The 24,439-nt window shown below is 62.6% G+C and carries 24 protein-coding genes and 1 tRNA gene; 10 read left to right on the plus strand and 15 right to left on the minus strand.

Annotated features, from left to right (window positions below; genetic code table 11):
• Window positions 1-143: 143 nt before the first annotated feature.
• A complete protein-coding gene (locus ABWO90_RS02520) occupies window positions 144-620 on the plus strand; it encodes an OsmC family protein (RefSeq protein ID WP_353189608.1) in 477 nt (158 codons plus the stop codon).
• A 44-nt stretch (window positions 621-664) separates the two neighbouring features.
• Here ABWO90_RS02520 and ABWO90_RS02525 read toward each other — a convergent pair whose 3' ends face one another.
• Together ABWO90_RS02525 and ABWO90_RS02530 are read right to left on the minus strand one after the other, a co-directional pair.
• Window positions 665-1,303, minus strand: coding sequence for a glutathione S-transferase family protein (locus ABWO90_RS02525; RefSeq protein ID WP_353189609.1), 639 nt, complete (start codon window positions 1,301-1,303; stop codon window positions 665-667).
• A 58-nt stretch (window positions 1,304-1,361) separates the two neighbouring features.
• On the minus strand, window positions 1,362-2,393 hold the full coding sequence (locus tag ABWO90_RS02530) for a DUF72 domain-containing protein (protein ID WP_353189610.1): 1,032 nt from the start codon (window positions 2,391-2,393) through the stop codon (window positions 1,362-1,364).
• 353 nt (window positions 2,394-2,746) lie between these two features.
• Between ABWO90_RS02530 and ABWO90_RS02535 the strand changes: the two genes are divergently transcribed.
• From ABWO90_RS02535 to ABWO90_RS02555, 5 genes are all read left to right on the plus strand, one after another.
• Window positions 2,747-3,313, plus strand: coding sequence for a flavin reductase family protein (locus ABWO90_RS02535; RefSeq protein ID WP_353189611.1), 567 nt, complete (start codon window positions 2,747-2,749; stop codon window positions 3,311-3,313).
• A 173-nt stretch (window positions 3,314-3,486) separates the two neighbouring features.
• On the plus strand, window positions 3,487-4,494 hold the full coding sequence (locus ABWO90_RS02540; protein ID WP_353189612.1) for a GGDEF domain-containing protein: 1,008 nt from the start codon (window positions 3,487-3,489) through the stop codon (window positions 4,492-4,494).
• Between the two features lie 34 nt (window positions 4,495-4,528).
• On the plus strand, window positions 4,529-5,110 hold the full coding sequence (locus ABWO90_RS02545) for a TMEM175 family protein (protein ID WP_353189613.1): 582 nt from the start codon (window positions 4,529-4,531) through the stop codon (window positions 5,108-5,110).
• Window positions 5,111-5,197: 87 nt separating this feature from the next.
• Window positions 5,198-5,416, plus strand: coding sequence for an RNA-binding S4 domain-containing protein (locus tag ABWO90_RS02550; protein ID WP_353189614.1), 219 nt, complete (start codon window positions 5,198-5,200; stop codon window positions 5,414-5,416).
• Between the two features lie 322 nt (window positions 5,417-5,738).
• Complete coding sequence (locus ABWO90_RS02555) at window positions 5,739-8,372, plus strand: sensor domain-containing protein (RefSeq protein ID WP_353189615.1); 2,634 nt, start codon at window positions 5,739-5,741, stop codon at window positions 8,370-8,372.
• A 1-nt stretch (window position 8,373) separates the two neighbouring features.
• Here the strand turns inward: ABWO90_RS02555 and ABWO90_RS02560 are convergent, their stop codons facing one another.
• Window positions 8,374-8,607, minus strand: a complete 234-nt coding sequence (locus tag ABWO90_RS02560; protein ID WP_353189616.1) for a DUF3717 domain-containing protein — start codon at window positions 8,605-8,607, stop codon at window positions 8,374-8,376.
• A 485-nt stretch (window positions 8,608-9,092) separates the two neighbouring features.
• Here ABWO90_RS02560 and ABWO90_RS02565 point away from each other — a divergent pair, with 485 nt between their 5' ends.
• The 4 genes from ABWO90_RS02565 to ABWO90_RS02580 all read left to right on the plus strand — a co-directional run bounded on the left by ABWO90_RS02565 (window position 9,093) and on the right by ABWO90_RS02580 (window position 11,023).
• On the plus strand, window positions 9,093-9,401 hold the full coding sequence (locus ABWO90_RS02565; protein WP_353189617.1) for a hypothetical protein: 309 nt from the start codon (window positions 9,093-9,095) through the stop codon (window positions 9,399-9,401).
• Window positions 9,402-9,493: 92 nt separating this feature from the next.
• Window positions 9,494-9,814: a hypothetical protein gene (locus ABWO90_RS02570; protein ID WP_353189618.1), complete on the plus strand. Its 321-nt coding sequence runs from the start codon at window positions 9,494-9,496 to the stop codon at window positions 9,812-9,814.
• A 484-nt stretch (window positions 9,815-10,298) separates the two neighbouring features.
• Window positions 10,299-10,604 carry a hypothetical protein gene (locus tag ABWO90_RS02575; protein ID WP_353189619.1) on the plus strand — a complete coding sequence of 102 codons (306 nt, stop codon included), beginning with the start codon at window positions 10,299-10,301 and terminating at the stop codon, window positions 10,602-10,604.
• Window positions 10,605-10,828: 224 nt separating this feature from the next.
• A complete protein-coding gene (locus ABWO90_RS02580; RefSeq protein WP_353189620.1) occupies window positions 10,829-11,023 on the plus strand; it encodes a rubredoxin in 195 nt (64 codons plus the stop codon).
• A gap of 58 nt (window positions 11,024-11,081) precedes the next feature.
• Here ABWO90_RS02580 and ABWO90_RS02585 read toward each other — a convergent pair whose 3' ends face one another.
• The 12 genes from ABWO90_RS02585 to ABWO90_RS02640 all read right to left on the minus strand — a co-directional run bounded on the left by ABWO90_RS02585 (window position 11,082) and on the right by ABWO90_RS02640 (window position 24,334).
• Window positions 11,082-11,333 (minus strand): hypothetical protein, encoded by a 252-nt coding sequence (locus ABWO90_RS02585; protein ID WP_353189621.1) that lies wholly within the window; start codon window positions 11,331-11,333, stop codon window positions 11,082-11,084.
• Window positions 11,334-11,524: 191 nt separating this feature from the next.
• On the minus strand, window positions 11,525-13,108 hold the full coding sequence (locus ABWO90_RS02590; RefSeq protein WP_353189622.1) for a sensor domain-containing diguanylate cyclase: 1,584 nt from the start codon (window positions 13,106-13,108) through the stop codon (window positions 11,525-11,527).
• A gap of 439 nt (window positions 13,109-13,547) precedes the next feature.
• Entirely contained in the window at window positions 13,548-15,818 is a 2,271-nt protein-coding gene (locus ABWO90_RS02595; protein ID WP_353189623.1) for a bifunctional diguanylate cyclase/phosphodiesterase, read from the minus strand.
• Between the two features lie 333 nt (window positions 15,819-16,151).
• Window positions 16,152-16,547, minus strand: coding sequence for a MerR family transcriptional regulator (locus ABWO90_RS02600; protein WP_353189624.1), 396 nt, complete (start codon window positions 16,545-16,547; stop codon window positions 16,152-16,154).
• A gap of 79 nt (window positions 16,548-16,626) precedes the next feature.
• Complete coding sequence (locus ABWO90_RS02605; protein ID WP_044456146.1) at window positions 16,627-17,019, minus strand: integration host factor subunit alpha; 393 nt, start codon at window positions 17,017-17,019, stop codon at window positions 16,627-16,629.
• A 64-nt stretch (window positions 17,020-17,083) separates the two neighbouring features.
• The gene (gene pheT, locus ABWO90_RS02610) at window positions 17,084-19,522 is read right to left on the minus strand and encodes a phenylalanine--tRNA ligase subunit beta (RefSeq protein ID WP_353189625.1); all 2,439 of its coding nucleotides are present in this window, start codon (window positions 19,520-19,522) and stop codon (window positions 17,084-17,086) included.
• An 86-nt stretch (window positions 19,523-19,608) separates the two neighbouring features.
• Window positions 19,609-20,622, minus strand: a complete 1,014-nt coding sequence (gene pheS / locus ABWO90_RS02615) for a phenylalanine--tRNA ligase subunit alpha (protein WP_353189626.1) — start codon at window positions 20,620-20,622, stop codon at window positions 19,609-19,611.
• A 158-nt stretch (window positions 20,623-20,780) separates the two neighbouring features.
• The gene (gene rplT, locus ABWO90_RS02620; protein ID WP_010806048.1) at window positions 20,781-21,140 is read right to left on the minus strand and encodes a 50S ribosomal protein L20; all 360 of its coding nucleotides are present in this window, start codon (window positions 21,138-21,140) and stop codon (window positions 20,781-20,783) included.
• Between the two features lie 25 nt (window positions 21,141-21,165).
• Window positions 21,166-21,363, minus strand: a complete 198-nt coding sequence (rpmI, locus tag ABWO90_RS02625) for a 50S ribosomal protein L35 (protein ID WP_010806049.1) — start codon at window positions 21,361-21,363, stop codon at window positions 21,166-21,168.
• A gap of 178 nt (window positions 21,364-21,541) precedes the next feature.
• Entirely contained in the window at window positions 21,542-22,075 is a 534-nt protein-coding gene (gene infC, locus ABWO90_RS02630) for a translation initiation factor IF-3 (protein WP_353189676.1), read from the minus strand.
• A 36-nt stretch (window positions 22,076-22,111) separates the two neighbouring features.
• Window positions 22,112-24,019 (minus strand): threonine--tRNA ligase, encoded by a 1,908-nt coding sequence (gene thrS / locus ABWO90_RS02635; protein ID WP_353189627.1) that lies wholly within the window; start codon window positions 24,017-24,019, stop codon window positions 22,112-22,114.
• A gap of 238 nt (window positions 24,020-24,257) precedes the next feature.
• A tRNA-Val gene (locus ABWO90_RS02640) sits at window positions 24,258-24,334 on the minus strand.
• Between the last annotated feature and the right edge of the window lie 105 nt (window positions 24,335-24,439).

Raw genomic sequence — 24,439 nt, forward strand, 5'->3', positions numbered from 1 at the left:
CGACGGCATCCGCGTTATTGATGACCGAAAATGGCCAGCCGCGCACGTGGACTCCTGCGAGAATGGCAAGCGGTCTGGCGGCGCATATTCGGCATTCCTCCCCTTCCATTCTTCAGGCCGCCAGCGCAATGCGGAGACAAGTCATGGCATCAGGCGAACATCGGTATCGGGTCAGCGTCGAGTGGATCGGCAATCAGGGCAGCGGCACTTCGGGCTACCGTGATTACGGACGCAATCACGAGATCCGGACCGAAGGCAAGCCGATGATTCCCGGTTCGTCCGATCCCGCCTTTCGCGGTGATGCGTCGCGGTGGAATCCTGAAGACCTGCTGGTCGCGTCGGCGAGCGCGTGCCACAAGCTCTGGTATCTGCACCTGTGTTCGGAAGCCGGGATCGTGGTGGAGACTTATCGCGACGAGGCGGTCGGCACGATGATCGATACGGCCACCGAAGGCCGCTTCACGAAGATCGTGCTGCATCCGCACGTCACGATTCGCGCCGGCGGCGATGTTGCACTCGCCACCGAGCTGCATCACGCCGCGCATGAGAAGGGCTACGTGGCCAACTCGGTCAACTTTCCGATCGAGTGCGAGCCGGTCATCGATACGATAGCGAAGTAAGGCAAGCCGTCAGGCGCGCGGCGACCGCGCGTCGAGGTTCGGGCTCAACCCGACAGGCGTTTGGCGAATTCGGCGTCGAGCGCCTGCGCACGCGAAACGCTGTCCAGTTCACAGAAGCGTGTGACGTAGGCCGTAATCGCGGGCGTCTCCGGAATCAGCTTGAACTGCGTGAGAAAGCGCATGGCGTTGCCCCATAGCGCGTCGGCCGCGGTGAACGACTCGCCCAGCCACCACGGGCCCTCGTTCTGCGCCCAGTGACGATCGATGGTCCACAACACCGACTCGTAGTCGCCATAAGGTGAGCGCGAGCGCTCCGCACTGTCGCGTCCGAGCGACTTGTCCACGACGGCCGGTTCGACGCACGAGCCGTAGTACACCATCCAGCGCAAATACGGACCGCGGCGCGGGTCGCCCGGCGGCGGCACGAGATGCTTTTCCGGATACAGCTCGGCCAGATACATGTAGACGGCGGCCTGCTCGGTAATCACCGCGTCGCCATGACGCACGGCGGGCACCTTGCCCATCGGATTGACGTCGAGATAATCCGAGCCGCGTTGCTCGCCGGTCGCAAAACGCAGCAGATGCAGGTCGTAATCGGCCTGCAGCGCTTCAAGCAGGACCAGCACGCCGGACGAGCGAGTGTTGGGCGCGTGATAGAAAGTGACGCGACGGTCGGTCGTCATGATGTCGTCTCCGATAACGCTATCGATTTCGCACGCATGTTGCGGCTCGCGAAACATCTTACTGTATCGCGTCGTCCCCGAGCAGGCGCATCAGGGTCAGGGCGTTGCGCTGTCCCTGATCTTCATAATTGTTGTTGAAGACGACGTAGATCCTGGCCACCTGCCTGGCGATCACGCGAATCGGATCGACCAGCGCGGCCAGCTCGGCTTCGCGGTAATCGTAGTTGAAGCGATCCGAGGCCACGGTGCTGTCGCGCACATTCCATGTCTCGTGATTGCGGCCGTGCAGCCGCAGCACGGCGGCGAGCGATGTGGTCGTCTCCCAGACCTGCGGAATGCTGTTCGCAAACCCCTGCGGCTCGTCGACGATGGTGTTGACCCAGCCCAGCGTGCGCAGCCATGCGAGTGTCGCCTCGCGATGCCTGTCTTCGAACCAACCGCGATGGCGAAACTCCGCGGCGACGTCGTAACCCGACATGCGCTGCGCACAGTCCTCCACGTGTTCGCGGCTTGTCTGATTGCCCGTGAGCCACGGCGGAAACTGGAAGTGCACCAGCCCGAGTTTGCCCGCGCGGCGCAACGGTTCGATGGCTTCGAGATAGCGCCGCCACATCTCGTCGCGCAGCACGGCGGGGATGTCTTTGTAATAGAGGTTCGCCTTGGGTCCCGGCGGAAGCTCGGATTGCAGATCCCTGGGAAAGGCAATGCGGGGTGTCTGATGGCCGGTCAGCAGGCGGAACGCCTTGATGTTGAAGACGAATGTGTCTGGCGTGCGTTCGGCCCAAAGCCGCGCGTTGGATCCCGACGGCATCGCGTAGTAGCTGCTGTCCACCTCGACCATGGGAAAGCGGCTCGCGTAGTAGCGCAGTCGGGCCTCGGCCGACGAATGCCCCGGCGGATAAAAACGCTTACAGGCAATGAGCGACTTGTCCGTCCACGATGCCGTGCCGACGTACACGTTCCCGTTCGGTGTCGCGACGTTCGCTGCCTGTCGGCCGGTCGTTTCCGGCAACCCGGCGTCATTGACCTCGGGCATGTCGCCGCTCAGAAGATCGCCCTGCCCTGGGTTCGACGATTGCGACCGACTCATGCGATACCTCCCGTTGCCGCGGGCTACCCGCAGGCAATGCGCTGGCTGTTCTCACGTGATGCTTCGCTGGCGTCGGCGCGCCCGCCCCGGGGGCGCGCTGCCCGATCTCGATTCGGGCTGGCACCTCGCGCCAGTATAGGTCGACGCGACTCGCCCCGCATGGGGACCGGACTGGGACGCACGCATGAAATACTGCATGCACATCTGATCCGGCACGCGCTCCCCGCACCGTGCCGTTTGTACGGCCCGCAGCTCACCCTGCGGGCCGCTTTTTCGTCCGGCATGGATCGTTCGAGCGCGTCGCCGCGCTATCATGGGCCGCCTGACCAATGCTTCCGCTTGCCGAGCCTGCCATGACCGAACGCCTGCCCGTCGAACTCCCGAAAGCCTACCGGCTCCTCAACCACGGCCCGACTGTCCTCGTGGGCAGCGCCCACGCCGGGCGGCGTAATGTCATGGCCGCCGCCTGGTCGATGCCGCTGGATTTCTCGCCGCCAAAGGTCGCTGTCGTCATTGATCGCAATACCCTCACGCGCGAACTGGTCGAGGCGTCGGGCGAATTCTCGCTGAACGTGCCCGCCCGCACCATCGCCCGCGAAACGCTCGCTGTCGGCTCGATCTCCGGACGCGAAACCGACAAGTTCGCCGACGGCACCGGCGTACGCGCCTTCGCCGGCTCGCACATCGGCGCCCCCCTCATCGAGGACTGCCTGGCATGGCTAGAGTGTCGCGTGATCCCCGAGCCGCACAATCAGGATCGCTACGACCTTTTCCTCGGTGAGGTCGTGGCAGCCTGGGCCGATCCGCGTGCGTTTCGCGATGGGCACTGGCAGTTCGCGCCCGGCATGCCGCGCAGTCTCCACTACATCGCCGGCGGAAACTTCTTCGAGACCGGCGAAGCGTTCGAAATCCAACCATGAGCGACTTTCCGACATCGTCACGCAGCGTCGAGACACCGCAAGACGCCAGACAAGCCGCACAGGCACTCTGGCGCACGAACGGCACGCGCAGTCCCTTGCCGCCGCATTTGCCAAGCGATGGCCCGCGCGGCAGAATTGACGGCGTCCCGAATGTGAGCGATCGAGAGTCGACATTGGCAGATTCCCTGAATATCAGCACCCATCCCGACGAGGCGGAGCGCCTTGCGGCGTTGCGTCGTTACGAGATCCTCGATACGCCACCCGAACCGGCGTTCGATCGCATTGTGCGACTCGCCGCGTACGTGCTCGGCGCGCCGATTTCGCTCGTCTCGCTGATCGATGAAAGCCGTCAGTGGTTCAAGGCACGCCAGGGTCTCGAAGCCACGCAGTCGCCGCGCTCGCTGGCGTTCTGTGCGCACGCGATTCTGAGCGATGACGTGCTGGTCGTGCCCGATGCCCGCGCCGACCGGCGCTTTGCCGACAACCCGATGGTCACTGGCGAGCCGAATATCCGTTTCTATGCGGGCGCGCCGCTGTGCACGCCCGAGGGCCACCGGCTGGGCACGCTGTGCGTGATCGACCGCAAACCGCGTGAACTCGACGACCAGAAGCGCGGGCTGCTCGCAGACCTGTCGGCACTCGTGGTCGACGAACTCGAACTGCGCCGCGTCAATCACGTACTGGGCGACATGGCCATGCGCGACGCGCTGACCGGTGCGCTCAATCGCCGTGCCTTCCTCATGCAGGCGGATCGCCAGTTTGCGGCCGCGCGTGTGCAACAGCGCCGCCTCGCCGTGCTGATGCTGGACATCGACCATTTCAAGGCCGTGAACGATACGTGGGGCCATGCCGTGGGCGATCGCGTCATCGTCGAAATGACACTGGTCTTGCGCGCAACGCTGCGCAAGGGCACCGTGATCGGGCGACTGGGTGGCGAGGAGTTTGCCGTGCTGCTTCCCGAGGCCGACGCACAACGTGCCGTACAGGCGGCCGAGCGCCTGCTCGCAGCCATCGGCAATGCGACGGTGCCCGGCCCCAACGGCCCGGTGCGGTTTTCCGCGAGTATCGGGGTGGGCAGTCTCGCTCCCGACGATATCGACTTCGGCGCGCTGCTCCAACGCGCCGACCGCGCGTTGTACGCCGCCAAGCAAGGTGGACGCAACCGCGTCGCCGCGCTGTAACCCCGTTAATGCCACGTACCGGACCGTAAACAAGATGGGCAAGAGCCGACTGGAAGCGTTCAGCGATGGTGTGATCGCCATCATCATCACCATCATGGTGCTGGAGATGAAAGCGCCGCACGGCAGCGAACTGGCGGACCTGCTGCCGATCGCGCCGACATTTCTCACCTATATCCTGAGCTACATCTACGTCGGCCTTTACTGGAACAACCACCACCATCTTTTTCATGCGGTGCAACGTGTCTCGGGCGGCGTGCTGTGGGCCAACCTGCATCTGCTGTTCTGGCTCTCGCTGATCCCGTTCGTGACCCACTGGCTGGGCGAGAACCACTTCACCGCATGGCCGACGGCGCTCTATGGCGCGGTGCTCTTCATGGCGGCCGTGGCGTATTACATCCTGACCCGCTCGCTGCTCGCCGTACACGGCGAAGGCGGCAACACGAAACTCGCCACCGCACTCGGGCGCGACGTCAAAGGCAAAGTGTCGGTGGTCGCCTATGCGGTGGCCATCGGCCTCGCGTTCGTGGCGCCGGCCATCTCGCTCGCCCTGTACGCGCTGGTGGCCGCCGTGTGGTTGATCCCCGATCGCCGGCTCGAACGGGTGCTCGAGGGATAAGCCCTGCCGGCCGCTGCCCGCACCCGAGGGCACGTGCAGGCCAGGCAGTCGACGCGCCTCGGGTTTTTACGTAGTATCCGCTCCATCATGCAAAACGTAACTTTTGAACTCACTGGCGAATTCGTCGCCCTGAACGACCTTCTCAAACTCACCGGCGTAGTCGATTCCGGCGGTGCAGGCAAGGTCATGGTGGCCAATGGCGCGGTCAGCGTCGATGGCCAGATCGAGACCCGCAAGACCTGCAAGATCCGCGCCGGACAGACCGTTTCGGTCGGTGGCGTACGCATTCGCGTCAAAGCGGCTTGAAACTGACCTGAACGTGGTCTGAAGGCGGTGGATGCCACGCAAATCCCGCCACGGGCCGGGCATCCACCACGGCACGGAATTCGACAGCTCACGAGGGCTATTGGGCCACCAGGCCCGTCAGGCCCATCGCATTGGCCCGGCGTGCCATCTTGCCGGCCCCCGCATCCTTGCTGCCAGGCATGACGTCACCGCGTGACGCTCTCCCGGTTTCTCCCATGTGAGCCTGCGCGCGCAGGCCGCTATACTTGAAAGCGTTTTTGGCGTGTCAGCAGCTCAAGTCACACCCGACAATGTCCGCAGGACGTCCGAGGAGGCCCTTGCGATGGTCGTGCCCGGTTCACCGTCCAGTGGCGCCATACCGGCGCCCGGTCGCGAGGCGCTGCTGGCAGCGCTCGACCGCTCGCTGGGCATGCTCACGCTCACGCCGGCCGGCATCATCGTCGACATCAACGACAAGCTGCTCGGCGAGTTCGGCTACACCCGCGACGAACTGCTGGGCAAGGCGCACGCGGTCCTGTGCGAACCGGCCGACCCGCACTGCGGCGACGCCCTCGCCCAAGTGGCACGCACCCGGCGCTCGCACACCGACCAGGTACGTCGACGCCGCCACGACGGCAGTCCGATCTGGCTCGAAGCCACTTACAACCCGGTATTCGACGACGCCGGCCAGCTCGCTTTCGTCATCAAGCTGGCTGTCGACGTGACCGCGCGCGTGGAGCGTCAGGCGGCCGACGACGCTCGCCTGCACATGCTCTCGCTCGGCGTCGACGAAACCGATAACGCCGTGCTGATCACCGACGCACAAAGTCAGGTTTGCTATGTCAACGCGGGCTTCACGCGCATGTTCGGCCATGACGCGCAGGCGGTGGTCGGCCAGTCGGTGAATGTGCCGTTCGGCACGCTGGCGCTGGGCGAACCGGCGGACGGCGCGCCGGCGGTGGACGTCAAGCAGGCCGTCGCCGACTGTCTCGTTTCGGCGCGCGACGGCCGCAGTTGCCACCGCGAAGTGCTCGTGCGCACGGCGCAACAGCACCCCCTTTGGGTATCGGTCGTCACGAACCCGATTCTCGACGCGAGCGGCAAGCTGGCGAACGCCGTGGTGCTGTTCACCGACATTACGCAATCTAAGATTCAGGAAGTCCTGCAGCACAAGGCGCTTGCCGCGATGGTGCGCGACGCGCCACTGGCGGAAGTGCTCCTGCTCGTATGCCGTGAGCTCGAACAGATCGCACCGGAGGTCATGGCGTCGGTCGTGCGCGTGGACGCCGAGGGGCGGCTGCGTCCGCAAGCCGGGCCGAGCCTGCCTGCGCAATACCACCACATCATCGATGGCATCGAGATCGGGCCGAATGTCGGCACCTGCGGCACGGCGGCGTTTCAGGCGCGTCCGGTGATCGTGACAGATATTGCGCACGACCCGCGTTGGGCGAGTTATCGGGAGATGGCTGCCGAGTTCGGACTGGCGGCGTCGTGGGCCATGCCGATCATTGCGAACGACGGCCGCGTGCTCGGCGTGCTCGCCTTCTACTACCGCACACCACGCGGCCCGGATGCCCTGCACGAGCGCCTCGTCGACGTTTGTGTGCATCTTTGCAAGCTCGCGTTCGAGCGTGACGAGTCGCGCACACGCATCCGCCAACTGGCCTTCTCGGACAGCCTCACGGGCCTGCCGAACCGGAGCATGCTCAACGTGCTCGCTGCGCAGGCCATCGCCAGCGCGGCTGAGCTGAACACGCGCATGGCGGTCATCTTCATCGATCTGGATCGCTTCAAGCAGGTCAACGATTCCCTCGGGCATCAGGCGGGTGACGTGCTGCTGCGCACGATCGCCCAGCGCCTGCGACGTTCGTTGCGCGGCGCGGATATTGTGGCGCGTCTGTCGGGCGACGAGTTCGTCGCCGTGCTCACGGAATGCGATCCCGAGCGGCTTGATATCGCCATCGAACGCATGCGCAGTGCGCTGTGCGCGCCGTGTCAGGTCGACGGTGTGACGCTTGCGCCGTCGGGCAGCTTCGGCATCAGCCTGTATCCGAATCACGGCAAGGAATTCGACATCTTGCTGCAACGCGCGGACATGGCGATGTACCAGGCGAAGATGACCAGCCCGGGCAGTGTGCGCTTCTTCAACGAGGACATGAATATCCACGCGCAGGAGCGGCTCGAACTCGAAACCGCCATGCGCGACGCCTTGCGGCGCGGCACGCTCCAGCTGTTTTACCAGCCGCAGATCAATCTGCTCGACGACACCGTGTACGGCGCGGAAGCGCTCACGCGCTGGACGCATCCGCAGTATGGCGAGGTGCCGCCCTCACGCTTCATTGCGCTGGCCGAGGAATGCGGGCTTATCGGCGAGTTGGGGACGTGGACGCTGCGCGAGTCGTGTCGGCAACTGGCGGACTGGCGCCGGCGCGGTGTGGGCATCGGTAACGTGTCGGTGAATCTTTCGCCCACGAACTTCCATGACCACGACCTGCCGCGCACCATCGCACAGGCGCTCGCGGATCACGAACTGCCGCCGTCGTGCCTGGCCATCGAAATCACGGAAAGCGTGTTGATGGATCACAATCCGAGCACGCTTCGCATCATCGACGAAGTCCACGCGATGGGTGTGCGCATGTCGATGGACGACTTCGGTACCGGATATTCGAGTCTGGGTTATCTGCGGCGATTGCCGGTGTCGGAACTCAAGCTCGATCGCAGCTTCGTTCACGACATTGCACGCGACGAAACCGTGCGTGCGCTGACCAATGCGATCATCAGCATCGGCCGCAATCTGCATCTGACGGTGGTCGCCGAAGGTGTGGAAGACGACGCGCAACGCGACCTGCTCGTGGCCCAAGGCTACCGGGTGGCGCAAGGCTACCTGTTCTCCGCCGCCCTGTCGGCGAGCGACCTCGAACACTGGCTCGATCAGTGGTCGGCACGGCGGCGAACCCCGGCGCCCGTTTCCTCGTAAATCAGGGCGCCAGGCCCAGCTCCATTTGATGCAGGGCCGTCTCGATGGCCTGACTTTGCTCCGCGTTGAGCGATTCGGCCGCCACGCTCGTGGCGCGGCGATAGATCATCTCGCCGTATACGTTGGCGAGCGCACGGGCGGACTGACACAGCGACAGATTGCTGTCAGCCGCCTGATGACTGGTCCAGTAGTTGATCGCCTGTTCGATGTCGGCGATGGAATAGTTGGCTTTCATGAGGTGTTCTGTCTCGCCGTGGAATGGAATACTGTAATTATATACAGTATCCGAGAAATCTGAATATCGTCGCTCGTACCGATGCACGCATGCGTCGATTCTCCGGCGCACGTTTCGGAACTGCAACACTTGATGCAGGGCGACGTACCAACTCTCGCCATACGACGAGAAAAATTACATAAAAATCATCAGCTTACGAATTCCGGCACGATACTGGCTTTCAGTCGGGTGAAAGCGCCGGGCCGCGTCTGTGGACGCGCCTGCCGGCGTCGTCCACGACTACCGCCCCGACGGAGCCAGCCATGCCGCCGAGACATGCCGCATTTTCCGACCTTGACGGCCACGAGCGTCAATGGCGCCCGTTTCGGCCCCGCCCTACCGTCCACAATGTCACCGGACGGCGTGGGTTTCTGCGACGCTATCTCGGTCAATGCGTCCTGTTCGTGCTCGGCGCCTGCGGCCTTGTCAGCGCTCACGCCCAGTCGATGGCGCCTGCCAACACGTCGCCCATCGACGCGTTTCACCAACCCTGTGTTGCCGTGCGCGCCCTGCCACGCGCTGTCCTGCGATTGACGCCCGATGGGGAAACCCTGCGCCCTGCAACCCAGCCGAGCGCCGATGCGGATCGCACCAGGCAGCCCGCCAGACACTACGTCGATCTCGACAACCTGTGCGCCACACCGCCCGCTTTCGCACCGACCCGGGATATCGATTCGACGTCGGTCTGGTACGTCGATGCACCATCGGCGTACCGGCATGCCGTCGTGCATGGCGCCAACGGCCTGGCGTCCTGAGCGGCAGTCGACGACGTTTGTTATGCTGCGGCTTTCGTGTGACCGCTTCGATCCCAGATCGTTGTCACGCCTCACGCCACTCCGGAATTTCGATGCCCGCCGACACGCCTGACAACCCCACACCGTCCAACAAGCCGACGCCCGCCAAACCGGCGCCCGGCGCCGTCACACCGCCTCCGCCGGGTGCCACGCCGCTCGCGTGGATCGGGTTGCTTGCCGCAGTCGCCTGGGTGCTGAAGCATCCGAATCCGACGTGGGCCGTCGGGGTGCTCTGTCTTTGCGCCGGCCTGATCTCGTCGTTCGGTGCGCGCCGCCGAGGCCGTTCGCCGTGGCCTGCCTTCTTCACCGGGCTTCTGCCCGTGGGCGTCGCACTGTTCTTCGCGTTGCTGATGCTTCGTCCGCTGTTTCGGTGACAGTTCACGCGCGCGTCATGGTGACGACACCGTCGTCCCGCGTCTCGCGGCCCATGAGTTACCCACAACTTCTGTGGATAACCCACTGGATAACCTCGCACACCCCTCTCGAAACGCCCGCCAACACAGGCTGTCAAGAGGATTGCCCGTTTGATCATCAAGGTTGGATAAATTTTTTACCCTTGACGTTTTGCCCCGCGTCTGTGTCGGTGCGTCATCGCACTGACACGCGACAGACGCAGACAAACGCCCGGGCAGTTCGACGCAAACGCAGCGCCAATTGCCCATGCATCCGGTCTCGCGTCACCTGCGGCGCGCCGTCGCGCCCGACCACCGAAGGGTTCGCAGCGCAGGGCTTTCGGCCTATGATTGAGACATGCGATACCTCGCTATGCATGACGCGAGATCCCACGCTTGACGCCGGATCCCGAGTCCTTTGCGCGGCGACGGTCGCTTTCCAGTGACTCTCGGGAGAACGTCTCGTATGACCCAATCCGACAAGCCGTCCGTGTCTTCTGCAACCCCTGCACCGTCGACGACCGAAGACGAACGCGTGCATCTCGACGATCTGCTGGCCCATCATTCCGTCACGGAAACCGTCGACCGCGCGTCGGTCATCGACCTGATCAAGAAGTTGCGCTCGCCCGACGTGAAAACGCCGGAGGACCGCGACCGCGTGGTCAAGGAAAGTCGATTGTGGAAGGAAGTGTCGCATCGCGACACCGCCATGTCGCTGCTCAATTCACTTGCCCAGATGGCCCCGATTTTCCTCAACCAGATTCACTGGTGAGTGACAGCGTCGTTCACGCGCGCCGGACGCGTCCGGCGCGTGCTTGCCTCGCGCTTGTCCGCGCTTGTCCGCGCTTGCCCGCTCTTATCTGCGCTTATCCCGGAATGTCGGCGTCAATTGATCTGGATTAAGGTTGCATGCACTCGTCAGGCGGCGAGCCGGACACCGCCCTGTGCGTGCCTTACAATGCGGGTCGCGCAAGCTTTCCCTGTTGACCCGACATCATGACCGCCACGCTGGAAACCCCCACCGAATTCAAGAGCTGGATCTGCCTGATCTGCGGCTGGATCTATCACGAAGCCGACGGCGCGCCGAACGACGGACTCGCCCCCGGCACGCGCTGGGCCGACGTGCCCGCCGACTGGCGCTGTCCGGAGTGCGACGTCTCGAAGGAAGATTTCGTGCTGTCGGAGTTCTGATACCGGCCGCTACGCCATCGGCAGTGTCGGCGCCAGCCATCGGCTCGCCGGCCCGGCATCAGTGATGCCAGCCCCAGCCTCGGCCCCGGCCGTGCCAACCGCGATAGTAGCCACCGCCGTAGTAGCCGCCTGACACGCCGAGCGTCACCACCGGCGCAGGCGCCACGGCGTAGCCCGGGCCATAGCCGTAGTAGCCGTAATTGCCGTAGTAGGCGTCGCCATACGCTGGTGCACCGTAAGGCACGGCGACACAGCCGGCCATCGTCATGGCGACGGCAGCGCCGCCCGCCAGCATGAGTAAGCGTTTCACGATGAAGTCTCCCGCATGAACGATTCGTGATTTGCGTGGTGACAACCGGCGACCCTCCTGCTGGCCCATCCCCACGCTTTCACTCGTTAGACACGCAGGTTCCGCTGAAATGCGAGCGAAGGCGACGCTCTTTGGTTACCAAACGTGACATTGGTAACCGCGCCGAGATCATTGGCGCACCGCGCCTGTCGTCAAAACACCCAGCAGCGGTCGCGGCCGGCGCGCTTGGCGCGATACAGCGCCATGTCGGCCCGCTCGACCATGTTCATGGGCGAGTCTTCGTCCTGCCACTCCGTAATACCGAAGCTCGCGGAGAAGCGCAGCGGCGGTTCGCTGCCCTCGAGCGACTCGCGCTTGCAACGCTCCCGAATACGATCGGCCACGCGCAGCGCATCGCGCTCGCTGGCGCCGGGTAACAGAATGGCGAACTCCTCGCCGCCGATCCGGCCGATCAGGTCGTCGCCGCGCAGTGTCGACGAGCACACAAGTACGAAACGGCAAAGCACCTGATCGCCGATCGCGTGACCGTAGGTGTCGTTGATCGACTTGAAGTGATCCAGATCGGCCACGATGAGGCTCATCGGTTCGTTCTTGCGTTGCGCACCTTCGAGCAATTGTTCGAACCGATGGAAGAAGTAGCGGCGCGTGAGACTGCCGGTCAGCTCGTCGTAGCTCGCCTCGAACGCCAGTTGATTGTTCGCCGCGCGCAGCTCCTCGTTGGACTGCCGCATCTGACGGTGCTGGGCGCGCTCGCGCCAGTAGATCCAGCCCCCGAGCGCGAGAATCACCACACCGCCGAGATACAACAGGAAACACAGCGCCAGATCCTTGGCATGCTGGCGCGTCAGCGCTTCCCAGGCATCGACGTTCTCGACGGCATAGACGACCAGATCGTTGCTCGAACTCGGACGCGACACGATGACGAACGGCTTTTGAAAGTCACCGAACGCAGACATGCGGTCGAGCAGTTCCTGAGGCACCCAGACGTTCGCGCGCCCCGGCGCCCGCTTGAACTGGGAGATAGGCATATGCGCAAAATCATGGCGTTGATACAACGCCATGCGTTCGACGTCGGACAGCGTGCCGATCTTGCCGTCCAGCATGAATCGATTTTCGAAGCGCGGATCGTTGGCCATGATGACTACGCCGTTGCCGTCGGTAATGAACGACTCGCCGCTACCCACCCAATGACGCAAGCGCGTGAGTCCGATCTTGGTCATCACCACACCGATCAACGTGCCCTCGCGATAGACGGGGGCGCTGAAATAGAGTCCGGGCGACTGATGCTCCCATCCGGCAGCGTAGTTCTCGTAGCGAGCGCCGAGTAGCGCGTTGGTGACGTAGGGCAAGCCGGCCAGCGACTGACCGATCGGCGACGGCGCGTCGCGGAAATTGCTTGCGGCCACGCACACGCCATGCGTATCGATCACCCACACCCGGTCGACACCGAAGTATCCCTGCGCACCGTGCAGGAACGCATTGGCACGATCCGCCGCTTCGGGCGTGGCTGCCCCGCCTTGCGCCGGGCGCAACACGTCGCGCAGCAGATCCACCTCGGCCAGTGTCGAGGGAATGGCGCGCACCATTGCCAGATCGGTATTGATGGCGTGAATCATGCCGTCGGCGACCCGATCGGCCACCGTTTGTCCCGCATCGACACTCTGCGCAAGCTTGTCGCCGACCAGTGACGTGGCGGTCCGGTCCGCCGCAACCCAGCAGGCGACCAGCACGCCGACCGAGACACAGGCGGCATAAAGCCAATGCCTTATCCTCATCCGAAAATCAAACGCTCGTTCTATTATTTTTCAGTTATTGCATTGGCAAAGTCTTCGCCTCTTTCGAGTCGCGTTTCTGTCTTTTCCCCGGACAGAATCTCTGGTCACGACCGGCATCCCCGATGCCTGCGAATGCATGCCAATTCTGGTCTGCGCGTCAAACTCTTTTCCCCGTTTCCGATCCCCGGCTTGTCGCGCCCCGCGCCTTGGAATCCTTGCTGCCTCGTATTGTGCTCCCCAACAATTGCAAGCAGTTGACAGTGCACCGTGCCCGGCGCCGACTGCCGTTGAAGGAGATTCGCATGTTTTGCGATATTCCGGAGATTCTATAGCACTCCGACGGTGATGCCGTACGAAATAACGTCGGACGAACGATTTATTCTGAACCCCTATTTAATCTATTAACTAGCCGAATATTTGCACGTCAATTCCTCTCGTTTTAGCCACAAATGCCAAAACGCGAAATTATCGAATCCAACTGTTCGATTTCCACCGGCCGGGAAAACAAATAGCCCTGTGCGTAGATCGGTACGAAATGGCGCAACCAATCCAATTGACGGTCGTTCTCCACGCCTTCGACGATCAGTTCGATCCCCAGCGAGCGCGCAATGTTGACAATGTTCGAGATCATCAGACACGAACGCGATGAGTCGGGAATCGACTCGACGAATGACCGGTCGACCTTGAGTGTGTCGACGGGAAAACGCGTCAGATAAGACAACGACGAGTAGCCCGTGCCGAAATCGTCGAGCGCAATGCGCACGCCCGCGCGCTTGAACTGCGCGATCTTCATTTCGACGAGCGCCGGATTCTTGACCATCACCGATTCGGTGATTTCCAGCTCCAGCCGATTCGGCTCGATGTCGTATTCCTTGACCAGACGCTCGACGAGCTCACCGATGTCGCCCCGCCAGAACTGGACGGACGAGACGTTGACGGCAAGTTTCAACGCGCGCATCGGCGTCTCGCGCCACTCGGCCAATTGACGGCAGGCTTGCCGAAGCACGAATTCGCCGATGGCGACGATCTGCCCCGTCGTCTCCGCGAGCGGGATGAACTCGCCAGCCGCCAGAACACCCCGCTCCGGGTGACGCCAGCGAATCAGCGCTTCCATGCCGCAGACGCAATCGGCGCCGAGGGCAATGATCGGCTGATAGGCCAGGAAGAATTCGTTGTTGGCCAGCGCCTGCTCCATCTGGCGCTCCCAGACGACGAGCTGGTGGGCCGGGTACGTCATCTGCTGGGTATAGACGTGCACGACGCTCTTGCCCGCTTCCTTTGCGGAGTACATGGCCAGGTCGGCCTTCTTGATGAGATCCGCCTCCGTTTCCTCCGGCTTGGACCAGAACGAGACGCCGATGCTGGCGTGCAGCGCGAACGAGGTGCCGTCGGCCAGCATCGGCGCCTTGAGCGCTGCGAGGAGCGTTTCGCCGAGCGGCTCGGCTTGCGCTGGGGCGTCGTCGCCTTCGAGCAGCACCATGAACTCGTCGCCCGCAAACCGTGCGAGCATGGCCCCCGGTGGCATGCGAGGCACGAACCGCTCGGCCACCTGACGAATGATCTCGTCGCCCTGCGCGTGACCGAGCGTGTCGTTCACGCTCTTGAAGTTGTCGAGATCGATGTGCAGCAGGGCAACCTTTCCGACACGCTCGGGATGGGACAGCGTCGCGCGCAATGCCTCCATCAGGGCGTACCGGTTCGGCAGGCCGGTGAGGGCGTCATAGGAAATCAGTCGCGTGAGCTGCTGATCGCGGCCAATCAAGCGTTGCATCAGATAGGCAATCAGCGCGAAGAAAACGACCAGCGCCACGGAGACGAATGTCGCCATCGTCAGATAGACGCGCTCCACGTGCCGATATTCGGCCAACTCTTCGTCCATCGACAGCCCGACCTGCACGGCCAGCGGATAGTCGCGCAGATGACGATAGGCCACGATGCGCTCGATGCCATCGATAGGGTCGCGCTGGACGCCCGACATGCGTTGCTCGGGGGAGAACGACGGTAACTCGCCCGTGCCCGTGATCGCCACACTCGCCCCGGTACTGCGCGCGAGCAGCGCGCCGTCATCCGCAATCACGGCGATCTGGCCATATTGGCCGAGCACGGCGTTCGTATAAAAGTCGGTGGTGAAGTAGCTGGGCTCCTGAGACACGACCACGACGCCCGCGAACGAACCGTCGGGGTTATTCAGGCGCCGGGTGAACTGGAGTACCCATTTGCGCGAGACGCGCCCGAAGACCGGGTGACTGATGTAGAGGCTGTCGCTGGCATTTTCGACGTGGACCCGGAAATGCTCCCGGTCGGCGATGTTCACACCGGTCGTGTTCGGCATGGTGGCCGCGAAGACGTTGCCGTTCGCGTCCGCCAGGCTGACCAGCACCATGAACCGGTCTGCGACGATCCCCTCGTTAAGCGTGCGCTGGAGATCGAAATCGCCGCGACGGCGCTCGTACTCGTACTTTACGAAGCGGGTAATCTGATCGACCTGCCGGATGGCACGTAGCGTCTGTTGTTCGAGCGCCGTGGCCACCGTCGAGGCCGATGCTGCGGTGTCGCGCAGAATCGCCCTGTGTTCGATGGAGACACGCCAAAGCACGGCCGTCCACATCAGGACCAGGATCAGAACGCCGAAAATCAGAATCGCGACGATAGAGCGATAGGACGTCGTCCAACGTCCGCGTCGCGCTTCCGCCGTGCTCGGTTCCGCCATAGATCGAGATCCTTTCAGCCTTCGCGCCCGGCGCAAAGAGCTCGGTGTTGGCCCGTTTGTCTAGAGGATCCTGGGGCGTCGCTGCGGGACGCCTTTGTTTCCGGCAAGTGTAAGGCAATCGCAGCGCCCCCGGAAGACGTTCGCCGGCCCCTGGGTAGCACGACGCGTCGACCGCATTCGAACGGACGAGCCCCCACCCGCCCTGCGGCGTGCCATATCTCGGATTACGGACAGTTCGGCTGCCACTGCATTAGGAGAATCCCGGAGATAGCGTCCAAAGGACGCTGCCCGGCGGTGCAACACGCGTGATTGCGGACAGGATTGCGGACTGGCTCAGGATTTGAGCAGGTCGATGACGGATTCCAGGCGCCGACGCAGGTCGTCGACGTCGAGCGGGCCTTCGCCCTGCCCTGCCCCTTGCTCCGCCTCGGACGCACGCGCGCCCCCGGCAGCGGCACGGGCGCTGCGCGGCGAGTCGGCTTCGAGCCGATTGCGGGCACCGTTGATGGTAAAGCCCTGCTCGTAGAGCAGCTCCCGGATACGCCGGATCAGCAGGACTTCATGATGTTGGTAGTACCGTCGATTACCGCGCCGCTTGACCGGGCGCAACTGCGTGAATTCCTGCTCCCAATAGCGCAGAACGTGCGGCTTGACGCCACACAGTTCGCTCACCTCACCAATAGTGAAGTAACGCTTGGCGGGAATCGGCGGCAAGGCAACGTGATCCATCGCAGCGTTAGCAGAATGGGACGACGGTTAGATTGCGGACAAAAAGCCAGCGGCCGCCACAGAAAGCGGCGGCCGGGATTTACTTGCTCAGTACGCCAGACTCCACCATCGACTTGAGCTTCTGGCTGGCGTGGAAGGTGACGACGCGACGTGCGGCAATCGGAATGGCCTCGCCCGTCTTCGGGTTCCGACCGGGCCGCTGCGGCTTGTCTCGCAACTGGAAATTGCCGAAGCCGGAAAGCTTCACGCTGTCGCCCGACTCAAGCGCATCGCGAATCGACTCGAAGAAGGCCTCGACCATGTCCTTCGCTTCACGCTTGTTCAGACCGACATGCTCGAACAGCAACTCGGCCAGTTCGGCCTTCGTCAGTGTCGGCGCTTCGGTCGAGACCTCGTTCACTTCGCTGCGGCCCAGCGCAATGCGCTGCGCCGCGAGCATGGCTTCAAATTCACCAGGATTCATTTCGTTCATACGTCCCACGCGATGGCGATGACAGTGCGATAACCCACTCGCAACCGAGTTTTTTTGCCGGGTTTCAAGCGCGCAAACGTGCGCCGAACCCTTCTACCCGTTGTACCAGTGCGTTAATGGCGCCCTGGACCGTCTCGTCTTGCAACGTACCCGAGGGGTCTTGCAGAGTAACACGAAACGCCACGCTTTTGTCCTGCGCGCCCAGGGAGCCCGAAGCCGCGCCGGCCTTCGGACGGAACTCGTCGAACAGGCGAACCGATTGCACGATGCCGCATGCCGGATCGTCGTGACGAGCGGCCAGCATTGCGTCAAGGAGACCCTGCACGGGCTGTGCCTGATCGACCACGAGTGCGATGTCGCGCGTGACCGGCGGGAACTTCGAGATTTCCTCGTAGCTCGCCACATCGCGCACGAACAGTGCCTCGGCCTCGATCTCGAACAGCACCGGGGCGTGCGGCAGGTCGTACTTCTGCTGCCAGCGCGGGTGCAACTCACCAATGAAACCGACGCGCTTGCCATCGACTTCGATCGCGGCACTGCGTCCCGGGTGCAATGCCGGATGCTCGGCCTTCAAGAAACGCGCCACGCGCGGAGCGAGCAACGCTTCGAGATCGCCCTTCACGTCGAAGAAATCGACTTGACGTGCGGCGGCGCCCCACTGCTCTTCGAGTGCCGGGCCGTACGCGAGCGCCGCCACGGTGAGCGGCTGACGGTAGCCGCCAACGCTCAGTTCACCCGACGCCACCGTGTTGTCACGGTGATACGTGCGGCCGATTTCGAACACGCGCACGCGCGACGCCTTGCGATTCAGGTTGTAACGCGCCGTCGCGATCAGGCTGCCGATGAGCGTCGAGCGCATCACCGCGAGGTGGCTGGCGATCGGGTTGAGCAGCTTGATCGGGTTGTCGTTGCCAGCGAAGTCCGCTTCCCACTCGACGTCGACAAAGCTGAAGCCGACCGTCTCGTGATAATCGCGCGCGGCGACGGCGTGACGCACCGCATGCTGCGAACGACGACCTTCGTTCGTCGGACGCATTTCGCTCGCCGCGACCGGCGGGTTGGCCGGGATACGGTCGAATCCGTAGATGCGTGCGATTTCTTCGATGAGATCTTCTTCGATCTCGATGTCGAAACGGTACGACGGCGGCGTCACGTCGAACACGCCGTCGTTCAGCGTGAACGGCAAGCCCAGACGCGTGAAGATGGCAGCCATCTCCTGCTCGGTCACCGGCACACCGAGAATCTTGACGGCGCGCGCAACGCGCATCTTCACCGGCGTGCGTTCCGGCAGCTTGGCAACGATGTCTTCCAGCGGTCCGGCCTGGCCACCGCAGATCTCGAGCACGAGTTGCGTGGCACGTTCGAGCGCACGCACATTACCCGCGAAGTCGACACCACGCTCGAAGCGGTGCGACGCATCGCTGGTGAAGTTGTACTTGCGCGCACGACCCTGAATGGCGTGCGGGAAGAAGAAAGCGCCTTCGAGGAAGATATTCTGCGTCTCGAGACCGGCCTTCGTCGAATCGCCGCCCATGATGCCCGCGAGGCCGATCGGGCCGCTGGCGTCGGTGATGGCGAGCACGCTCTCGTCGAGCGCGACAGTCTGTTCGTTGAGCAGCTTGAGCGTTTCGCCTGCGCGGCCAAAGCGCACGTCGATCCCGCCCTGCAGACGGTTCAGATCGTAGACGTGCAGCGGCTGGCCCAGCTCGAGCATCACGTAGTTGGTGATATCGACGAGCGCGGAAATGCTGCGCTGGCCGGCACGTTCGAGACGTTCGACCATCCAGCGCGGCGACGGCGCGGCCGCGTTCACGTGACGGATGATGCGGCCACCGAAGCGTCCGCAACCTTCCGGCGAACTGATACGCACCGGCAGCGTATCGTCGATCGCGGCGGCCTGGGCACCCTGGCCCGGCAGATCCTTGAGCGGTGCGCCCGTGATCGCGGCCACTTCGCGCGCGACACCGAGCAGCGACAGGCAGTCGGCCTTGTTCGGCGTGAGCTTGACGACGAACACCGTATCGTCGAGATCGAGATACTCGCGAATGTTCATGCCGACCGGCGCGTCTTCCGGCAGGATCATCAGACCGGCATGGTCTTCCGAGAGCTTGAGCTCACGTGCGGAGCACAGCATGCCGAAGCTCTGCACGCCGCGCAGTTTGCCGATCTTGATCTGGAACGGTGCACCACCGGCTTCCGCAGGCGGCAATGCTGCGCCCACGGTCGCGCACGGCACTTTGATGCCCGGCGCCACGTTGGGTGCACCGCACACGATGGTGAGCGTCTCGCCAGTGCCGGCGTCGACCTGACAGACATTCAGGCGGTCGGCATCCGGGTGACGGGCGACTTCGAGCACCTTCGCCACCACCACACCGTTAAACGGCGGGGCGACGGGATCGGTTTCCTCGACTTCCAGCCCGGACATCGTCAGGGCATGCGCCAACGCGTCCGTCGACAAATCCGGGTCGACCAGGGTACGCAGCCACGATTCAGAGAATTGCATGGATCAGTTCGCTCGCAGTTAAGTCTTCACTTCCGAAAGCCCGGCGGCAGCGGCTAGTCGCGCCAGCCCGGGGCCATCGGCATCGATTACATGAATTGGCGCAGGAAGCGCAGGTCGTTCTCATAGAACAGGCGCAGATCCTGCACACCGTAACGCAGCATCGTCAGGCGCTCGAGGCCGGAGCCGAATGCGAAACCGATGTAGCGTTCCGGATCGAGACCCATGTTGCGGATCACGGTCGGATGCACCTGACCCGAACCCGAGATCTCCAGCCACTTGCCGGCGTTCTTGCCGGTCTCGAACTGCATGTCGATCTCGGCGGACGGCTCCGTGAACGGGAAGTACGACGGACGGAAACGCACCTGGATGTCATCGCGCTCGAAGAACTTGCGCAGGAAATCGGTGTACACGCCCTTCAGGTCGGCGAAGCTGATGTCTTCGGCGATCCAGAGGCCTTCGACCTGATGGAACATCGGCGAGTGCGTGGCATCCGAGTCGACGCGATAGGTACGGCCGGGCGCGATCACCTTGATGGGCGGCTTGTTCATGCGCGCGTAGCGCACCTGCATCGGGCTGGTGTGCGTGCGCAGCAGGAGCGGCTTGCCGGCGTCGTCGTTGCCTTCGACGTAGAAGGTGTCCTGCATCGAACGCGCCGGATGGTTTTCCGGGCTATTCAGTGCAGTGAAGTTGAACCAATCGCTTTCGATTTCGGGGCCGTCGGCCACGTCGAATCCGATGGAACGGAAAATCTGTTCAACGCGCTCCCAGGTGGTGAGCACGGGGTGCAGGCTGCCAGCGCCCAGGCCGCGGCCGGGCAGCGTGACATCAATGGCTTCGGCGGACAGGCGCGCGTCGAGCAGCGCGTCGGCCATGGCCTGGCGGCGCGCCTGCAGGGCGCCTTCGATCTGTTGCTTGGCCGCGTTGATCCGTGCGCCTTCGGTCTTGCGCGCTTCGGGATCGAGCTTGCCGAGGCCCTTGAGCAACTCGGTCAGTTGGCCGGTCTTGCCGAGAAAGCGGGCTTTCTCGTTTTCCAGCGCGGCGGCGTCGGGAGCGGCGGCGAACGCACGCTGCGCATCGCTGACGATAAGTTCCAGATCCATATGCTACAGACTCAAGTTAGGCGGTCCGAAGGCCGCATGTTCAAGCAAAAAAGCGTGCGAAAAAGGCAAGCGGCAGGCGAAAAACAAAAGGGGGCTCCGATGAGAGCCCCCTCCTGGCGAATGGCGCGCGATGAAACGCGCTATACGCTAATTACAGCTCAGGCTGCGACGGCGGCTTTCACCTGGGCGACAATCGCGGCAAATGCCGGCTTGTCGTTGATGGCCATGTCGGACAGCACCTTGCGGTCGAGTTCGATCGAGGCCTTCTTCAGACCAGCGATGAACACGCTGTAGGTCATACCGTGCTGACGCACACCTGCATTGATACGCGCAATCCACAAGGCGCGGAACACGCGCTTCTTGTTACGGCGATCGCGATAGGCGTATTGCCCGGCGCGCATGACCGCTTGCTTGGCGATGCGGAAGACGTTATTGCGACGGCCGCGGAAACCCTTGGCAGCTGCGATGACTTTCTTATGGCGGGCCCGTGCGGTGACCCCACGTTTGACTCGAGGCATGTTTCTCTCCTATCTAAGTCGGGGTTTAAGCGAAGGGCAGCATTGCGCGTACGGAGTTCAGATCAGACTCATGAACGCCGACGGCACCGCGCAGGTGACGCTTATTCTTGGTGGTCTTCTTCGTCAGAATGTGACGCTTGAAGGCCTGACCACGCTTGACGGTACCGCCAGGACGCACGCGAAAGCGCTTCTTGGCACCGCTCTTGGTTTTCATCTTGGGCATGAAAAACTCCGGGGTTTTTAACATGATCACAGGTGTGACGCCAAAATCGCGCCCCTTGTAGAACCCGGGATCACTTATTTTCAGGGCCGAACTGCACCCTGCATCGCTGCCACTTCCCTTGCGGACCGTGGCGGCAATTCCTTGCTGCCTGGCGGTGTCACTCGACACCGCCACGACATTATTTCTTCTTCGGCGCGATGACCATGATCATCTGACGGCCTTCCATCTTCGGCATCTGTTCCGGCTGACCGAACTCTTCGAGATCGCTCTTCAGACGTTCCAGCATACGGGCACCGATTTCCTGGTGAGCCATCTCACGGCCGCGGAAACGCAGCGTGATCTTGGTCTTGTCGCCGTCTTCGAGGAACCGCTTCAGATTGCGCAACTTGACGTTGTAGTCACCGTCGTCGGTGCCAGGTCGGAACTTGACTTCCTTGATCTGAACAACCTTCTGCTTCAGCTTGTTCTCGTGCGCCTTCTTCTGTTCCTGGTACTTGAACTTGCCATAGTCCATCAGGCGGCACACCGGCGGCTGCGCCTGCGGCGCAATTTCCACCAGATCAACGTCAGCTTCTTCGGACAGACGGAAAGCCTCGGCCAGTTTCATGATGCCGAGCTGCTCGCCGTCAACGCCAGTTAGACGCACTTCGGGCGCGGTGATTTCGCCGTTGATGCGATGCGACTTATCGGTAGCGATGTTGCTTATCCTCAAAAAAGTCAAAAATTTAGCCGCGCTGTCCGACAGGCGTTAATGGAACGTTGCGCACTCTTGCGCAAGGCGTTCGATGAGCGTGTCAACGGGCATCACACCCAGATCCACGCCGCCACGGGCACGCACGGCTACCGTATTCCCCTCCTGCTCTTTGTCCCCAACTACCACGAGATAAGGAACTTTCTGCAGAGAGTGCTCGCGTATTTTATAGCTAATTTTCTCGTTGCGCAAATCGCAGCGAGCCCTAAGCCCTTGTTCTTTCAACTTTTTCGTCACTTCCTGGGCGTAATCGGCCGTTTTTTCCGACACATTCAGCACGATGACCTGCTCCGGCGCCAGCCAGACCGGCATTGCACCAGCATGGTGCTCGATCAAAATGCCGATGAAACGCTCGAGCGAACCCAGAATGGCGCGGTGGAGCATGACCGGACGCTTACGGCTGTTGTCCTCGGCCACGTACTCGGCGTCCAGACGCTCGGGCATCGAGAAATCGACCTGCATCGTACCGCATTGCCACTGACGACCAAGGGCGTCCTTGAGCGTGTATTCGATTTTCGGACCGTAGAACGCGCCGTCGCCTTCGGCGATCACGAATTCGCAACCCGAGCGGCGCAGCGACTCCATCAGCGCAAATTCGGCCTTGTCCCAGTTTTCGTCCGAACCGACGCGATGCTCAGGGCGCGTGGCGACCTTGTAGATCATGTCCGTAAAGCCGAAATCCTTGTACACGGCATGCAGCAACGCCGTGTAGTTCACGCACTCCTCGAGAATCTGGTCTTCCGTACAGAAGATGTGACCGTCATCCTGCGTGAAGCCGCGCACGCGCATCAGGCCATGCAGACCGCCCGACGGCTCGTTGCGGTGGCATTGACCGAACTCGCCGTAACGCAGCGGCAGGTCGCGATAGCTGTGCAGTGCCGAATTGAAAATCAGAACGTGCCCAGGACAGTTCATCGGCTTGAGCGCGTAGGCGCGGTTTTCCGATTCCGTCGTGAACATGTTGTCCTTGTAGTTCTCCCAGTGCCCCGACTTTTCCCAGAGCGAACGGTCGAGAATCTGCGGCCCCTTCACTTCCTGATAGCCGTTGTTGCGATAGACGCGGCGCATGTACTGCTCGACCTGCTGCCAGAGCGTCCAGCCCTTCGGGTGCCAGAAGATGAGGCCCGGCGCCTCTTCCTGCATGTGGAAAAAGTCCAGCGCGCGGCCGAGTTTGCGGTGATCGCGCTTTTCCGCTTCTTCGAGCATGTGCAGATAGGCGTCCTGGTCTTCCTTCTTCGTCCAGGCCGTACCGTAGATGCGCTGCAGCTGCTCGTTCTTGGCGTCGCCGCGCCAGTAGGCGCCCGCGACCTTCATCAGCTTGAAGACCTTGAGCTTGCCCGTCGACGGCACGTGCGGACCACGACAGAGGTCGACGAACTTGCCCTCGCGATACAGGCCGATTTCGTCCGTTGCCGGAATCGACTCGATGATTTCGGCCTTGTACTTCTCGCCCATCGACATGAACAGGCGCACGGCGTCGTCGCGCGAGAGCACTTCGCGCGTGACCGGCTCGTCCTTCTTGGCGAGCTCGTGCATCTTCTTCTCGATGGCCTCGAGATCTTCCGGCGTGAACGCGCGATGGAACGAGAAATCGTAATAGAAGCCGTTTTCGATGACCGGCCCGATCGTGACCTGCGCCTCAGGGAAGAGCTCCTTGACGGCGTAGGCCAGCAAGTGAGCCGTCGAGTGGCGGATGATGTCCAGGCCGTCGGCGTCCTTGTCCGTCACGATGGCGAGACTCACATCGTGATCGATCAGGTAGGACGTGTCGACCAGCTTGCCGTCGACGCGGCCGGCCAGGGCGGCCTTGGCGAGGCCGGTGCCGATCGAACCGGCGACCTGCGCCACCGTGAGCGGGGCTTCGTACTGGCGTTGCGAACCGTCAGGCAAACGTACCGAAATCATGTCGCACTCCCATGCGCAAAAACGTCACGCGCGGCCCACGCCACGCGGCAAAACGACGAAAAAAAACGGCCTCGACTGTCGTCGAGGCCGTCTCTTCATTCCTTGCATCCAGACGAAAAACACCCTCGACTTAACGTCGCACCTTCACCACTGTGAAAGTTCGGGCGGTCTTCAACATGAGTGTTTTTCCTGCGCCTGTGTCTGCGGGGTCTCGCGGACTGTAATGCATCAAATTCGTTGGTAGGCTCGATTGGACTCGAACCAACGACCCCCACCATGTCAAGGTGGTGCTCTAACCAGCTGAGCTACGAGCCTATTGCAAGAGAACGAGATTCTAGCAAGATTTCGGCCAGTCGCCAAGCGATTATTGTGCCTGCCGACGAAAAACCGCACCAACAAAGGCTTTGGTGCGGTATCCCG

It is taken from the genome of Pandoraea pnomenusa (assembly GCF_040391475.1).
In the GTDB taxonomy this organism is placed as follows: domain Bacteria; phylum Pseudomonadota; class Gammaproteobacteria; order Burkholderiales; family Burkholderiaceae; genus Pandoraea; species Pandoraea pnomenusa_C.